This is a genomic window from Pinisolibacter sp. DMC100, from assembly GCF_056313705.1.
Genome location: NZ_JBQUZT010000004.1, coordinates 116,306 through 131,402 on the forward strand (window position 1 = coordinate 116,306; position 15,097 = coordinate 131,402).

General features: G+C 70.1%; 16 protein-coding genes. 5 read left to right on the top strand and 11 right to left on the bottom strand.

The annotated features are described in order from the left end of the window. Window positions 1-386 precede the first annotated feature (386 nt). Complete coding sequence (locus ACT541_RS16015; protein WP_476138096.1) at window positions 387-1,088, bottom strand: hypothetical protein; 702 nt, start codon at window positions 1,086-1,088, stop codon at window positions 387-389. A 150-nt stretch (window positions 1,089-1,238) separates the two neighbouring features. Between ACT541_RS16015 and trmFO the strand changes: the two genes are divergently transcribed. After that, complete coding sequence (gene trmFO / locus ACT541_RS16020) at window positions 1,239-2,675, top strand: methylenetetrahydrofolate--tRNA-(uracil(54)-C(5))-methyltransferase (FADH(2)-oxidizing) TrmFO (protein WP_476138097.1); 1,437 nt, start codon at window positions 1,239-1,241, stop codon at window positions 2,673-2,675. A gap of 4 nt (window positions 2,676-2,679) precedes the next feature. Here the strand turns inward: trmFO and ACT541_RS16025 are convergent, their stop codons facing one another. From ACT541_RS16025 to yajC, 5 genes are all read right to left on the bottom strand, one after another. Further along, the gene (locus ACT541_RS16025) at window positions 2,680-3,642 is read right to left on the bottom strand and encodes a phytoene/squalene synthase family protein (protein WP_476138098.1); all 963 of its coding nucleotides are present in this window, start codon (window positions 3,640-3,642) and stop codon (window positions 2,680-2,682) included. Between the two features lie 15 nt (window positions 3,643-3,657). Further along, the gene (locus tag ACT541_RS16030; RefSeq protein ID WP_476138099.1) at window positions 3,658-4,044 is read right to left on the bottom strand and encodes an Mth938-like domain-containing protein; all 387 of its coding nucleotides are present in this window, start codon (window positions 4,042-4,044) and stop codon (window positions 3,658-3,660) included. Beyond that, window positions 4,041-4,973, bottom strand: a complete 933-nt coding sequence (gene secF, locus ACT541_RS16035; protein ID WP_476138100.1) for a protein translocase subunit SecF — start codon at window positions 4,971-4,973, stop codon at window positions 4,041-4,043. The genes ACT541_RS16030 and secF overlap by 4 nt, the downstream gene beginning before the upstream one ends. A 21-nt stretch (window positions 4,974-4,994) precedes the next feature. After that, entirely contained in the window at window positions 4,995-6,596 is a 1,602-nt protein-coding gene (gene secD, locus ACT541_RS16040) for a protein translocase subunit SecD (protein WP_476138101.1), read from the bottom strand. A gap of 118 nt (window positions 6,597-6,714) precedes the next feature. After that, window positions 6,715-7,059 (bottom strand): preprotein translocase subunit YajC, encoded by a 345-nt coding sequence (gene yajC / locus ACT541_RS16045; protein WP_476138102.1) that lies wholly within the window; start codon window positions 7,057-7,059, stop codon window positions 6,715-6,717. 232 nt (window positions 7,060-7,291) lie between these two features. Here yajC and ACT541_RS16050 point away from each other — a divergent pair, with 232 nt between their 5' ends. The 4 genes from ACT541_RS16050 to ACT541_RS16065 all read left to right on the top strand — a co-directional run bounded on the left by ACT541_RS16050 (window position 7,292) and on the right by ACT541_RS16065 (window position 10,295). Then, entirely contained in the window at window positions 7,292-8,230 is a 939-nt protein-coding gene (locus ACT541_RS16050) for an ATP-binding protein (RefSeq protein ID WP_476138103.1), read from the top strand. A 36-nt stretch (window positions 8,231-8,266) separates the two neighbouring features. Then, window positions 8,267-8,800, top strand: coding sequence for a DinB family protein (locus ACT541_RS16055; RefSeq protein ID WP_476138104.1), 534 nt, complete (start codon window positions 8,267-8,269; stop codon window positions 8,798-8,800). Between the two features lie 10 nt (window positions 8,801-8,810). Next, window positions 8,811-9,344, top strand: coding sequence for a Holliday junction resolvase RuvX (gene ruvX, locus ACT541_RS16060; RefSeq protein WP_476138105.1), 534 nt, complete (start codon window positions 8,811-8,813; stop codon window positions 9,342-9,344). A 312-nt stretch (window positions 9,345-9,656) separates the two neighbouring features. Beyond that, window positions 9,657-10,295, top strand: a complete 639-nt coding sequence (locus ACT541_RS16065) for a glycoside hydrolase family 19 protein (protein WP_476138106.1) — start codon at window positions 9,657-9,659, stop codon at window positions 10,293-10,295. Here ACT541_RS16065 and dprA read toward each other — a convergent pair whose 3' ends face one another. The 5 genes from dprA to ACT541_RS16090 form a co-directional block, all read right to left on the bottom strand. After that, complete coding sequence (dprA, locus tag ACT541_RS16070) at window positions 10,296-11,396, bottom strand: DNA-processing protein DprA (RefSeq protein ID WP_476138208.1); 1,101 nt, start codon at window positions 11,394-11,396, stop codon at window positions 10,296-10,298. Between the two features lie 368 nt (window positions 11,397-11,764). Beyond that, window positions 11,765-12,064 carry a DUF3303 domain-containing protein gene (locus tag ACT541_RS16075; RefSeq protein WP_476138107.1) on the bottom strand — a complete coding sequence of 100 codons (300 nt, stop codon included), beginning with the start codon at window positions 12,062-12,064 and terminating at the stop codon, window positions 11,765-11,767. A gap of 31 nt (window positions 12,065-12,095) precedes the next feature. Beyond that, the gene (gene plsY / locus ACT541_RS16080) at window positions 12,096-12,698 is read right to left on the bottom strand and encodes a glycerol-3-phosphate 1-O-acyltransferase PlsY (protein ID WP_476138108.1); all 603 of its coding nucleotides are present in this window, start codon (window positions 12,696-12,698) and stop codon (window positions 12,096-12,098) included. A gap of 14 nt (window positions 12,699-12,712) precedes the next feature. After that, window positions 12,713-14,047, bottom strand: coding sequence for a dihydroorotase (locus ACT541_RS16085; RefSeq protein ID WP_476138109.1), 1,335 nt, complete (start codon window positions 14,045-14,047; stop codon window positions 12,713-12,715). An 11-nt stretch (window positions 14,048-14,058) separates the two neighbouring features. Next, window positions 14,059-15,015, bottom strand: a complete 957-nt coding sequence (locus ACT541_RS16090) for an aspartate carbamoyltransferase catalytic subunit (protein WP_476138110.1) — start codon at window positions 15,013-15,015, stop codon at window positions 14,059-14,061. Between the last annotated feature and the right edge of the window lie 82 nt (window positions 15,016-15,097).

Here is a 15,097-nt window from a genome sequence, read left to right on the forward strand (position 1 = left end):
CGACATGCGATCATGGCTCTATTTGGGACAGGGCGTCTGTCCTATCCTCTTTCGTGTCGGACGGGCGGTCACCTCCCAGATCGCTCTTCGGCATTTGGAATCGAATTCGGGTCCAGGCATCTCCTCCCTGCCGGATCCGACGACCGGACGAGCTCTCCTCCCTGCTCGGATCGGTTTCGAGCGCCCGCCGGCTCCTCCTCCCTCCGGCGGGCGCCTCGATTCCGGGGGTACGCCAGCGCCGTCCGCCCCCTCCTCCCGCTCCCTTTCCCGTCGACCGTCGCCGACCGATCGGCCGCGAAGCCGCATGTCCGCCCGGCTCTGTGCCGACGCGAAGAGGCCGCGGACGCTCGCGCGCCGCGGCCTTGGAGACGAACGGGGTCGATCGATCAGGACACCGGGTCGACGTAGGCGAGCGAGAACCAGGTCTCGAGCGGCATGACGTCGATCGGATCGCCGCTGTCGCGCATCCAGCTGTCGGCGACCCAGTCGATACCGGTGGTCTTGTCGGTCATCACCGCGGTGGCGTGGGCATAGAGGAAGGCGCCGCGTGATTCCGGCCGGCGGACGTGGTGATACTTGAGGAAACCGTTGCGCTCGAGCCAGACGAGCAGCGTCGTGGTGTTGGTCGCCTCGTCGAGACAGTCGGTCTGACCGAGGGTGTGGGCGTCCTTCAGCTCCGAACCGCGACGATCCGGCGGGCCGCCGAGCTGCGGCGCGGCGAGCTTCTCCCACATCTGGTCGGCCTGATCGACGGCGCGGCGCTCGGCCTCGGGCGAACCGGCGTTGCGGGCGAAGATCCCGGCCAGTTCGGCGCGCTCGCTCGGGCCGATGGCGATCGCCGTCTTGAACTCGCAGCCGAAGCCGTGGCAGTAGGCCAGCCGGTCGCCGTGCGGCAAGGCCGCGCCGCGCTCGTCGAACCAGCGCGAGACGCCGCCGTCGATGGTGGCGCGCGGTGCGATCGAACCGGTGGCGATGGCGTCGGTCTCCTCGACCAGGGCCATCTTCCGATCGGGCGCGTCGCCGCCCGTCTTGCAGCCCGCGAGTCCCAGCATCATCAGCAGGACGGGAACGATCTTGGCGGCCGACATCGGATCTCCCGTTCGAATCGAGCGAATCAACGAATTTCGACGACCAATTAGGAGGGTTTTCCACAGCCCGGAAACAGGCAATTTTTGCCGATCCGACGCGATTGTCCCCGACTCTTGTCCACAGGGGCGGGGAAGTGCTAGCACCCGGGGATGAAGAACATCGATCAAGTCCTTTCGCCCGTTCACGTCGTCGGCGGCGGCCTCGCCGGTTCGGAAGCCGCCTGGGCGCTGGCGACGCGCGGCGTGCCCGTCGTGCTGCACGAGATGCGGCCGGTGCGTTCGACCGAGGCGCATGCCACCGACCGGCTCGGCGAGCTCGTCTGCTCCAATTCGCTGCGCTCCGACGACGCCGAGACCAACGCCGTCGGCGTGCTCCACGCCGAGCTTCGCGCCTGCGGTTCGCTGGTGATGCGGGCGGCCGACGCCCACCAGGTGCCGGCAGGCGGCGCGCTGGCGGTCGACCGCGAGGGTTTCGCGGCCGCCATCACCGAGGCCCTCGAGGCCCATCCGCTGATCGAGATCCGCCGCGAGGAGATCGACGGCCTGCCCGATCCCGCCTGGGACAGCGTGATCGTCGCCTCCGGCCCCCTCACCTCACCGGCGCTGGCCGCGGCGATCGCCGGGCTGACGGGCGAGACGCAGCTCGCCTTCTTCGACGCGATCGCGCCGATCGTCCATTTCGACAGCGTCGACATGTCGATCTGCTGGATGCAGTCGCGCTACGACAAGGCGGGCCCCGGCGGCACCGGCGCCGACTATCTCAACTGCCCGATGAACAAGGAGCAGTACGAGGCCTTCGTCGACGCCCTGCTCGAGGGCGAGAAGGTGTCGTTCAAGGACTGGGAGGCCTCGACGCCCTATTTCGACGGCTGCCTGCCGGTCGAGGTGATGGCGGAACGCGGTCGCGAGACGCTGCGCCACGGGCCGATGAAGCCGGTCGGCCTCACCAACGCTCACGAGCCGACGGTGAAGCCCTATGCCATCGTCCAGCTGCGTCAGGACAACGCCTTCGGCACGCTGTGGAACCTCGTCGGCTTCCAGACCAAGCTCAAGCACGCCGAGCAGGTCCGGGTGTTCCGGATGATCCCCGGCCTCGAGAAGGCGGAGTTCGCCCGGCTCGGCGGGCTCCACCGCAACACCTATCTCAACTCGCCGGTGCTGCTCGGGCCGACGCTGGCGCTGAAGAGCGAGCCGCGGCTGCGCTTCGCCGGCCAGATCACCGGCTGCGAGGGCTATGTCGAGAGCGCCGCGGTCGGCCATCTCGCCGGCCGCTTCGCCGCCGCCGAGCGGCTCGGGCGCACGCCCCTGCCGCCGCCGGCGACGACCGCCATGGGGGCGCTGCTCGGCCACATCACCGGCGGCCACGTCGCCGAGAGCGAGGCGGAACAGGCCGCCGGCAAGCCGCGCGCCTTCCAGCCGATGAACGTCAACTTCGGCCTCTTCCCGCCGATCGTCGCGCCGAAGGTCGACGCCGACGGGCGGCGCTACAAGGGCACGGAGAAGACGCAGGTGAAGAAGCGGGCGATGGCGGCCCGCGCCCGCGCCGATCTCGCCGCCTGGAACGCCGCGGAGAGCGGCGAGGCGTGAGACCTCAGGCGGCGCCGCAGCGGGTGGCTGCGCCGGCGGCGCGCCACAGGCGCCAGATGCGCAGCCACGCCGGCAACTCGGCGGAACTGCGGAACGGGTCGTGATCGGCCCGGCCCATGCGATCGAGGATCGGCTCGACGAGGCCGAGCGGCAGCAGCACGCAGGCCGCCTCGCCCGGCACTTCGCGTACATGGGCGCGCATCTCGGCGAGGTTCGTGCGGGCACGGGCGGCGACTTCGGCGAGGACCGCCTTCAGGCCCGGCGACGAACGGCCGGCGAGGATGTCGGCGCGGTCGACGCCGTGGGCGTCGAGCCGGTCCTGCGGCAGGAAGATCTGACCGCGCGCAGCGTGGAAGGCGAAGGCGCGCAGCAGGCCGGTCAGGCCCCAGGCACGGCCGGCGGCGGTCAGCGCCGCACCGGCTTCCGCCGAGACGTCGCGACCGGCGAGCACATGGGCCATCAGCGCCGCGAGATCACCGGCGGTGTCGTCGCAATAGGTCTCGAGCTCGGCGAGCGTCGGCATCGGGTCGTCGTAGAGATCGAAGATCCGCGCCTCGAGCAGCCGATCGAGACGTTCGAGCGGCAGGTCGAAACGGGTGATCGCGTCGGCGAGACAGGCGGCGATCGGATGACCGGAGCCCTCGTCGCCACGCCGGCCGGCCAGCATGTCGGCCCACCACCGCACGCGGACCTCGCCCGGAAGCGGGTCGGAGACGACGTCGCGGATGCGGGCGATCTCGGCGGCGAAGGCGATCAACGCATGGAGATGCGGCCGTGCCTCGGCGGGCGCCCACAGCGTCGCCCACCAGCGGTCGGGATCGTGGCGGCGCGCCAGATCGGCGACGACGGTGCGGGAGGCGGCGAGCGCATCGCCCGACGCGGCGCCCGACGGGGCATCGAGGGCGGTCGCGAGGACGGCCGGATCGGGACGAGGTGAGAGGTTGGACGTCGGCATGGGCCGGGACATAGGGTGCTCGCCGCCTCAGTCCACCGCCGTCAGCGCGGCGGCGACGCGACGCCCCTCGCCGAGCAGCACGTTCCAGGTGCGCAGCGCATGGCCGGTCGCCATCGGATCGGCCGAGATGCCCAGTTCGCGGCAACGCTGCTTGAGTGCCGCCGGCAAGGGCACGAGATCGCGGCCGGTGCCGACCAGCAGGATGTCGATGCGTTCGGCCTCGGCGAGCACCGGGGCGAGCGTCGCGACGTCGTAGACCGGCGGGGAGCCGGGATCCCACGACCACATGCCCGAGGGCAGGCAGAGCAGCGAGCCGCGATGGCTCATGCCGCCGAAGCGGAAGCCACCGAGGCCGTAGCTCTCGATGGCCGCCGGTTGCGGCAGGTGGCCGGTGCGATCGGGTTCGTCGCTCACGCCTTGACGGCCTTGGCGGCCTCCCCGGTCTCGCCGCCACGGCGCAGGCCGAGGGCGAGGAGGAAGGGCGCGGAGACGACGATCGACGAATAGGTGCCGACGACGACGCCGACCACCAGGATGAAGGAGAAGCCGTGCAGCGCGTCGCCGCCGAAGAGCAGCAGCGAGAGCGAGGCGATCATCACGGTGATCGAGGTGACGACGGTGCGCGACAGGGTCTCGTTGATCGACAGGTCGATCAGTTCGACCATCGGCATCTTCTTGTACTTGCGCATCATTTCGCGCACGCGGTCGTAGATGACGACGGTGTCGTTGAGACTGTAGCCGACGATGGTCAAGATCGCCGCGAGGATCGGCAGGTCGAAGGGCACCTGGAAATAGGCCATGAAGCCCAGGGTCAGGAGCACGTCGTGGATCGTCGTGGCGATGGCGCCGACGGCGAACTGCCATTCGAAGCGGAACCACAGATAGGCGAGGATCAGCCCCAGCGAGGCGAACACCGCCCAGACGGCACCCATCTTGAGGTCCTTGGAGACCGCCGGACCGACCACTTCGGTGCGGCGGAACTCGTAGCTCGGGCCGAGGCCGAGGCGGACCTTCTCCACCGCCGCCTGCTGCGCGAGCTCGCCGCCGGGCTGTTCGCCGAGGCGGATCATCACGTCGGTGCCGCCGCCGATGCCCTGGATCTGGGCGTCGCCGAGGCGCAGGCTCTCGATGGTGTGGCGGATCTGGCCGAGATCGGCGGCGCCCTGGGTCTGGCGTACCTCAATCAGCAGACCGCCGGTGAAGTCGATGCCGAAGTTGAAGCCCTTGGCCGCCCAGCCGACCAGCGACAGCGCGACCAGGACGATGGCCAGCGGAACGGTGAAGCGGCGCGCCGCCATGAAGGGCAGCGACAGACCGTCGGGAACGAGGCGAAGAAGTTTCATGGATCCGTTCTCCCCTCGATCTCAGATCGGCACGCGCGTGGGACGGGCCCAGCGCAGCCACTGCGTCACCATCAGACGGGTCACCGTCACGGCGGTGTAGAACGAGGCGACCGTCGAGACCGCCAGCGTCAGGGCGAAGCCCTTGATCGGACCGGTGCCCATGAAGAAGAGCACCAGCGCGGCGATGAGGTGGGTCGAGTTGGTGTCGGTGATGGTGGCGATGGCTCGGCGGAAGCCGATGTCGATCGAGGCCACCGGCGATTGGCCGAGCATCTGCTCTTCTCGAATGCGCTCGTAGATCAGCACGTTGGCGTCGACCGCCATGCCCACGCCGAGCACGATGCCGGCGATGCCGGGCAGCGTCAGCGTCGCCTGGAACAGCGACAGGATGCCGATGGTGAAGAGCACGTTGACCACCACGCCGACGTTGGCGAAGAGGCCGAACAGGCCGTAGTTCGCCAGCATGTAGAGGATGATGCCGACGACGCCGATCACCGCGGCGCGCTGGCCGGTGGCGATGGAGTCGGCGCCGAGACCGGCGCCCACGGTGCGTTCCTCGACGATGGTCAGCGTCGCCGGCAGGGCGCCGGCACGCAGCAGCAGGGCGAGTTCGTTGGCGCCCTGGACCGAGAAGTTGCCCGAGATCTGGCCCGAGCCGCCGAGGATCGGCTCACGGATGACGGGATAGGAGATCACGTCCTTGTCGAGCACGATGGCGAAGGCGCGGCCGACGTTGGCCTGCGACAGCTGGGCGAACTTCTGGGCGCCGGAGGTGTTGAAGCGGAAGGAGACCACCGCCTCGCCGGACTGCTGCGAGAAGCTCGCCTGGGCGTCGACCAGCTCTTCTCCGGTCAGGATGGCGCGCTTCTGGATCAAGACCGGAACCGGTGGATCGTCCTTGGAATAGAGCACGTCGGTGTCCGGCGGGCGGGTGCCTTCCAGCACCTGCGGGCCGACCGCCTCGACCAGATGGAAGGTCAGGCGCGCGGTCTGGGACAGGATGTTCTTCAGCCCGCCGGTGTCGTGCAGGCCGGGGACCTGGACGAGCAGGCGGTTGCCGCCCTGGCGCGCGATCACCGGCTCGGTGGTGCCGAGCTGGTCGACGCGGCGGCGGACGACTTCCATCGACTGTTCGACGACGCGCCGCGAGCGGAACTCGAGGCCCTGCGGCGTCAGCGAGACGCGGAAGAGACCGCCCTCGCCGCGCGTCACCTCGGTGTCGACGACGTTGTTGCCGGTGAAGAGGGTGTCGGACAGCGTCTGGATCAGGCCGCGCAACTTCTTCTCGGCGTCGTCGATGCGGGCGAGATCGGTGATGCGGACCTGCACGCCGGTGCCCTGGATGCCGAGACCGGTGTAGCCGATCTTGTCCTCGCGCAGGACGCGGCGGACGTCGTCGCGCAGCACGTCGAGGCGTTCCTTCACCATCGCCTGGGTGTCGACCTCGAGCAGGAGGTGGGCACCACCCTGGAGGTCGAGGCCCAACGTCAACTGCCGATGCGGCAACCAGTTGGGAAGAGCGGCCAGCTGTTCGCGGCTCATGAAGTTGGGAGCCACCAGGAACAGCGACAGGACGACGGACGCCATGATCGCCCAGATCTTCCAGCGCGCGAAGTGAAGCATCGAAGAACGCCCTCGGGGTTCGGTGCGGGCGGCCTCGGGCCGCCGCGATACGGCCGCCGCCCCGGGGGCGGCGGTCGCGAAACGTCCGTCGCCCCAACCGGGCGGCGGACGGTCGAAATCACTCGTTGGCGGCCTTGACCGGCTCGCCCTTGGCGCGGATCTCGCCGATGGTGGAGCGCACCACGCGGATCTTCACGCCTTCGGCGATCTCGATCTCGACCTCGGTGTCGGTCACGACCTTGACCACCTTGGCGATGATGCCGCCGGAGGTCACCACCACGTCGCCACGACGCAGGTTCTTGACCATCTCCTCGTGCGCCTTCTGGCGCTGGCGCTGCGGCCGGATGATCATCACCCACATGATGACGAGGATGAAGACGAAGGGCACCAGGGACATGATCACGTCCTGGGCGCCGCCCGGAGCGGCGGCTGCGCCTTGAGCGAAGGCGGGGGTCACGAACATCGTTTACTCCTCGAGGGCGGGAAGCGGTCGACCCGTCCGGGCGACCGTTCGACACGGCCGTGGCCCACGCGATCGACCTCGGGCGAGGTCGACCTCACATGGGCATGCGAAATCGCTGCGACAAGGGGGATTCCCCGATCGCGGCCGGACTATAGCTGCCGCTCCGGTCTTTGCAAACGCCGTCGCCCGCGACGCGTTCCAGACGGCGGTCGCGCGTGCTAAACCGGCTCGCATGCCGCATCATCGGAGCCTCGCCGCCTTGTCCTCGTCATCGTCCTCGACCTCGCACGCCGCCGCGACCGCCGCAGATCTCGCGCCGCTCCTCGCGCGCATCGATGCTCTCGTCGCGCTCGTCGCCCGCGCCGTGCCGCCGGCGCCGATCGCCCCGGACTTCGACGCGGCCGAGGCCTTCGTCTGGTCGGGTCGCGAGGGACGGCTGGTGCCGGTCGCCCGCGTCAACCGCGTCGAGATGAAGCTGCTCGAGGGCATCGACCGCGCCCGCGACCAGCTGACCGACAACACCCGCCGCTTCGCGCGCGGCCTGCCGGCGAACAACGCGCTGCTGTGGGGCGCGCGCGGCATGGGCAAGTCGTCGCTGGTCAAGGCGGCGCACGCGACGGTCGCCGCCGAGACGGCGGCGGAGGGCCGGCCGGCGCTGAAGCTGGTCGAGATCCACCGCGAGGACATCGAGACGCTGCCCGCTCTGCTCGCGCTGCTCGCCCCCGACGCCCGCCGCTTCCTCGTCTTCTGCGACGATCTCTCCTTCGATGCCGGCGACACGTCCTACAAGTCGCTGAAGGCGGTGCTCGAGGGCGGCATCGAGGGGCGGCCGGAGAACGTGCTGTTCTACGCCACCTCCAACCGCCGCCACCTGATGCCGCGCGAGATGATCGACAACGAGCGCTCGACCGCGATCAACCCGTCGGAGGCGACGGAGGAGAAGGTGTCGCTGTCCGATCGCTTCGGCCTGTGGCTGGGCTTCCACAAGTGCAGCCAGGACGACTATCTCGCCATGGTGCGCGGCTATGTCGCCCATCATGGCCTGACGATCGACGACGACACGCTGGTGCGCGACAGTCTGGAATGGGCGACGACGCGCGGCGCCCGCTCCGGCCGCACCGCCTGGCAATACGTGCAGGATCTCGCCGGGCGGCTCGGCGCGACGCTCTGAGGGCGGTTCGACCGGTATGGCACGAGGAGGCACACGATGACGCAGATCGCGCAGCTTCGGCTGATGGCCCGCTACAACGGCTGGATGAACGAGAGGCTCTACGACACCGCGGCGACGCTCACCCACGAAGCTATCGTCGCCGATCGCGGTGCCTTCTTCCGCTCGATCCTCGGTACGCTCGAGCATCTCGTCGTCGCCGACACGCTTTGGCTGAAGCGCTTCGCCGACCATCCGGCCGGCAGCGCGCTGGCGCCCGTGCGCGACCTGCCGATGCCGACGTCGCTCGACCAGATCCAGTTCGGCGCGATCGGACCCTTGCGCGAACGACGCGGGCTCCTCGACCGGATGATCGAGGGCTGGTTGGCCGGGCTCGATCCGAAGGCGCTCGAAACCGTGCTCTCCTACCGGAACAGCCGCGGCGAGCCCCATGCCAAGGAACTCGGCCTGGTGCTCGCGCATTTCTTCAATCATCAGACCCATCACCGCGGACAGGCGACGACGCTGCTGACCCAGGCCGGCGCGGAGGTCGGGCCGACCGATCTGGTGCTGCTCGTCCCCGCGGCGATCTGAGACAGGACGCATGGCCAAGATCGAACCGACCCTTCCGCTCGCCGACCTCTTCGCGAGCCTTCCGGTGGCCGCCCGCGTGCTGGGGCTCGACCTCGGCACCAAGACGATCGGGCTGGCGCTGTCCGACCTCGGCCGCCGCATCGCCACGCCGATGGAGACGATCCGGCGGCGGAAGTTCACCCTCGACGTCGCCGAACTGCTGGCGATCTGCGAGAAGCAGGACGTGCGGGCGCTGATCTTCGGCCTGCCGCTCAACATGGACGGCTCGGAAGGCCCGCGCGCCCAGGCGACGCGCGCCTTCGTCCGGACGCTCCGGCCGCTGACGGCGCTGCCGATCGCCTATTGGGACGAAAGGCTCTCGACCACCGCGGTGACGCGGACGCTGCTCGAGGCCGACACCTCACGCGCCAAGCGGGCGGAGGTGGTCGACAAGATGGCGGCGAGCTTCATCCTCCAGGGCGCGCTCGACCGGACGCAGGCCGACGCCCGCCGCCTCCGCGAGGCGGCGGAAGAGGCCGCCATGCGGGCGGGGTCGGAGGGGTGACGGTGCGCGGGTGAAGCTCCTGCTCGGGTCCCACCGTTCGGCTTCATCCTGAGGTGCTCGGCGAAGCCGAGCCTCGAAGGGCGAAGCCACGACGGGCCGTGCCTCTCGGCCCTTCGCGTTTCGAGGCTCGCTCGCGCTCGCACCTCAACATGAAGGGCCTCCACGAGAGGCCGAGACCGACCGAATGTCGCCCGTTCGGTTCGAGAGCGAGGACTTCGCGGCGACTTCTCCGCCCCCTTCGCAAGCCGTGCGATGATCGCTTCCGCATGACCGATGCGGCGGACGGGACCCACCGACGGAGGTCCCTCCCCCATGACACGCCAACCGATCACCCGTAGCGACATCCTGCGCCTCGCCCCCGACGCCCGCTCCGCCTATCTCGCCGCCTTCGACGACGCGGGCGCCGCGCTCACGCCCTTCGGCGTCGACGCCAACCGGCTGCGCCTCGCCCATTTCCTCGCCCAGATCGCCCACGAGACCGACGGGCTGACGATCCGCGTCGAGAGCATGAACTATTCGGCCGCCCGCCTGCCGCAGGTGTGGCCGTCGCGCTTTTCCGACCCGGAGGTGGCACGCGCCCATGCCCATCAGCCGGAGAAGCTCGCGAACTTCGTCTACGGCGGGCGGATGGGCAATGAGCACCCCGACGACGGCTGGCGCTTCATCGGCCGCGGGCTGCTGCAGATCACCGGGCGCGAGGCCTACGAAAAGTACGGCCGCGTCCTCGGCATCCCGCTCGCCGAGAACCCCGATCTCGCCTTCTCGCCCGAATGGTCGCTGAAGATCGCCGCGGCGGAATGGGCGGCGTCTGCCCGCAAGGGACGCACCTGCAACGAGATGGCGGACGCCGACGACCTCGAGGGCATCACCATCGCCGTCAACGGCGGGCGGATCGGCCTTTCCTCGCGGCGCGACTGGCTCGCCAAGGCCAAGCGACTGTTGGGGCTCTGATCACATCAGCAGGCTGACGCGGCCGCCGGCGTGGCGCTCGAGCCGGCCGGCGATCGCCAGTTCCATCAGGATCAGGTGCAGCTCGCCGGGGCGTACGCCGGTCGCGCGCAGGATCTCGTCGACGCCCACGGGCGTCGGCCCCAGCGCCTCGACCACCTTGCGGCGGGCGGTCTCGGGCACGTCGAAGGGGCGATCGAAGTCGTCGTCGCCCTCGGAGGCCACCGGCGGCTCGAAGCGCCGGCCGATGATCGGGGCGAGCGCCTCGACCACGTGGCCGGCATTGGCGACCAGCGTCGCGCCGTTGCGGATCAGCTCGTTCGCCCCTTCCGCCCGCGGGTCGAGGGGGCTGCCGGGAACGGCGAAGACCTCGCGCCCCTGCTCGGCGGCGAAGCGTGCGGTGTGGAGCGAGCCGGAACGCAGGGCCGCCTCGACCACCACGACGCCGAGCGCCATGCCGGAGACGAGGCGGTTGCGGCGGGGGAAGTCCTGGGCGCGGGCCTGCCAGCCGAAGGGCATCTCGGAGACGAGCGCACCGCCGGTCGCGACGATCTGGTCGGCGAGGCCGGCATGCTCCGGCGGATAGAGCCGGTCGAGCCCGCCGGCGAGCACCGCCACCGTGCCGGTGTCGATCGAGGCCTCGTGGGCGGCGGCGTCGATGCCGCGGGCGAGGCCGGAGACGATGACGAAGGCGGCTTCACCCAGCCCGCGGGCGATCAGACCGGCGATCTTGCGCCCCGAGAGCGAGGCATTGCGCGCGCCGACGATCGCCACCATCGGTCGGCGGAAGACGCCCGAGCCGCCCTTGACCGCGAGGAGTGGCGGCGCGCCCTCGATCGCGGCAAGGCGGGCGGGATAGTCGGCCTCGCCCATCGCCACGAAACGGGCGCCGCAGGCGGCGGCGGTCGCGGCCTCGCGCGTCACCTCGTCGAGACCGGCGATGCGGATGCGGGCGCGGGCCCCGCCGCGGCGGGCCAGTTCGGGCAGCGCGTCGAGCGCGGCGGCGGCCGAGCCGAAGTGGTTGACGAGCTGACGGAAGGTGGCGGGGCCGACGTTCTCGGAGCGGATCAGCCGCAGCCAGGCGAGCCGGCTCGCCTCGGTCATCGGCGGCGCGGCGGACCGCGGCGGCGCCTCGTCGGTGTCGTCGAAAGAACAGCGGTCCACGCGCGCCCCCCATCCGATCGGCGCACTATGGAAAGGGGATGGAGAAAATACAACCCTGAATTAAGGTCGCACGATCCGGGTTGCGGCGGGGGCAGCCTGCGGAGAGCCTTCGTGCTGCGCCGGCGCGAGGCAGCGAGGCAGTGCGTGATCCTTCGAGACGGCGTCCTTCGGCCGCCTCCTCAGGATGAGGCGCTGGAGAATGCCGCAGCAAAACAAGCGCCTCATGCTGAGGAGGGCGACCATCGGTCGCCCGTCTCGAAGCATCGCGCACGAACGCCGATCCGCACACGCTCGCCGTCAGGCGGAGGTCACCCCTCGGCGTCGCCCTTCGGCGCCAGATGCGGCGCGACCACCGCGCGGGTGGTGGCGGAAGGCACCACCGGCACGATCTCGAAGCGGCAGCCGAGCCCGCGCCAGTGCAGCACCCATTGCTGCAGGAGGCTCGCGTCGTCGCATTCCATCAGCTGGAAGCAGCGGGCGAAGTTGGGCTCGACCCAACTGTCGACGTAGGTCAGCCCTTCCGGCAGACCGCGGCCGGCGTCACGGACGCGCTCGTAGACCGGGATCATGTCGTCGTTCGCGAAATGCTCGATCACCATGAAGAGCATGGGCGATCTCCCGGTCGGCGCGGCTCTCGCCTCAGGCCGCGTCCTTCTTCTTGCCGATCTTCGGCTCGGTGCCGGCGAGGAGACGGGCGATGTTCTCCTTGTGTCGGTACCACACGAGCACGGCGAGCGCCGCCAGCACCAGGGTCATCGTGCCCGAGGCCCAGCCGCCGAGGAAGAGGCCGAGCGGCACCACCACGCTGGCGACCAGCGCCGACAGCGAGGAGATGCGGAAGGTGAAGGCCATCGCCAGCCACACCGCGCCGAAGGCGAAGGCCGCCGGCCAGAACAGGCCGAGCAGGCAGCCGATGTAGGTCGCCACCCCCTTGCCGCCCTTGAAGCCGAGCCAGACCGGGAAGACGTGGCCGAGGAAGGCGCCGACCGCCGCAGCCATGGCCGCGCCCTCGCCCGCGAAATATCGCGAGACGAGGATCGCCACCGTGCCCTTCAGCGCGTCGCCGAGGAAGGTGGCGAGCGCCAGACCCTTGCGGCCGGTCCTGAGCACGTTGGTGGCGCCGATGTTGCCGGAGCCGATCGACCGGATGTCGCCGAGGCCGGCGAGACGGCAGAGGACGAGGCCGAAGGGGATCGAGCCGAGGGCATAGCCGAAGACGGCGGCGACGAGGATCACGAGCATCTCCGGCGTCTCCCTCAGGCGTCGAGCGTGTGGACGGTGCGGCCGCCGACCAGCGTGCGCAGCACACGGCCGGTGAAGCGCGCCTCGTCGAAGGGCGTGTTCTTGGAGCGCGAGGCGAGTTTCTCGGCCTCGGCTATCCACGGCCGATCGGGGTCGATCACCGCGAGATCGGCCGCCGCCCCCGGCGTCAGCGTGCCGCCCGGCAGGCCGAGGCGACGGGCGGGCGCCAGCGACAGCGCCTCGACGAGGCGGGTCCAGGTGACACGGCCGTCGTGGACGAGACGCAGGCTGGCGGCGAGCAGCGTCTCGAGACCGACGGCGCCGTCGGCGGCTTCGGCGAAGGGATGACGCTTCATCTCCACGTCCTGCGGATCGTGGGAGGAGACGACGATGTCGATGGTGCCGTCGGCGACGCCCTCGATCAGCGCCTGGCGCTCGTCCTCGCAGCGCAGCGGCGGCGAGAACTTGAGGAACGAGCGATAGGTGCCGATGTCCATCTCGTTCAGCGTCAGATGGTTGATCGACACGCTGGCGGTGACGTCGAGGCCGCGGGCCTTGGCGGCGCGCAGGATCTCGATCGAATCCGAGGTCGAGATCTGGCTGGCGTGGTAGCGCCCCCGCGTCAGCGCGACGAGGCGCATGTCGCGCTCGAGCATGATGATCTCGGCCTCGCGCGGGATGCCGGGAAGGCCCATGCGGGTGGCGAACTCGCCTTCGGTCGCAACCCCCGAGCCGACCAGCGTCGGATCTTCGACGTGATGGACGATCAGCGCGCCGAAGTCGCGGGCATAGGTCAGCGCCCGGCGCATCACCAGCGCCGAGGGCACCGAGCGGCGGGCATCGCCGAAGGCGACGGCACCGGCATCCTTGAGGAGGCCGAACTCGGTCGTCTCCTTGCCTTCCTGGCCCTTGGTCAGCGCCGCCATCGGGTGGACGCGGACGGAGGCCTGTTCGGCGGCACGGCGCAGCACGAAGTCGACCAGCGCCGGGTCGTCGATCACCGGGTCGGTGTCGGGCATGGTGACGATGGTGGTGACACCGCCGGCGGCCGCCGCACGGGACACCGAGGCGAAGGTCTCGCGGTGTTCGTGGCCCGGCTCGCCGATGAAGACGCGCATGTCGACGAGGCCGGGGACGATGACCTTGCCGGTGGCGTCGACGGTCTCCCAGCCCTCGGGGCTGCCTTGGTTCATCACCTCGGGACCGGCGGCGAGGATGCGGCCCTCGGCGACGATCACCGAGCCGACGGCGTCGAGGCCGCGGGCGGGATCGACGATGCGGGCGCCGGCGAAGACGACGGGGCGCTCGTCCGAGGCGCGCCGGGCGGAAGCGGTATGGCTCGGGCTCATGGCGCGCGACCTCAGGCGTTGGGCAGGTGTTCGGCGAGCGTCTCGAGCACGGCCATGCGTACGGCCACGCCCATCTCGACCTGTTCGGAGATCAGCGACTGCGGCCCGTCGGCCACTTCCGGATCGATCTCGACGCCCCGGTTCATCGGCCCGGGATGCATGACCAGCGCATCCTCCGCCGCCCAGGAGAGCTTCTCCTTGTCGAGACCCCAGTAGTGGAAGTACTCGCGCACCGAGGGCACGAAGGAGCCGTTCATGCGCTCGCGCTGGAGGCGCAGCATCATGACGATGTCGGCGCCGTCGAGGCCCTTCTTCATGTCGGTGAAGGTCTCGACGCCGAGCCGGTCGGCGCCCGCCGGGATCAGCGTCGAGGGGCCGACGAAGCGGACCTTGGCGCCGAGCGCAGAGAGGAGCAGCAGGTTCGAGCGCGCGACGCGGGAATGGACGATGTCGCCGCAGATGGCGACGGTCAGGCCTTCGATGCGGCCCTTGTGGCGGCGGATGGTCAGCGCGTCGAGCAGCGCCTGGGTCGGGTGCTCGTGGGCGCCGTCGCCGGCGTTGATCACCGAGCAGGAGACTTTCCGCGCGAGCAGATGCACCGCGCCGGCGGCGTGATGCCGCACCACCAGGATGTCGGGGCGCATGGCGTTGAGGGTCGCCGCCGTGTCGATCAGCGTCTCGCCCTTCTTCACCGAGGAGGAGGCGACCGACATGTTCATGACGTCCGCGCCGAGCCGCTTGCCGGCGATCTCGAAGGACGACTGGGTGCGGGTCGAAGCCTCGAAGAAGAGGTTGATCTGCGTGCGACCACGCAGAACGTTCTTCTTCTTCTCGATCTGGCGGGAGACGAGGACCTCCTCCTCCGCCTTGTCGAGAAGATGCAGGATCTGCAACGGCGTCAGCCCCTCGATACCGAGGAGGTGGCGGTGCGGGAAGGCGGGGGCCGGGGTCGATGGTGCGTTCGTCATCGAAGAGAGCTTCTTATGCGCTCCCCTCCCCCCCGGCAAGGCCACGACGCGGGTTTCCGCGGGTTTTCCTGAGAAATGCGCG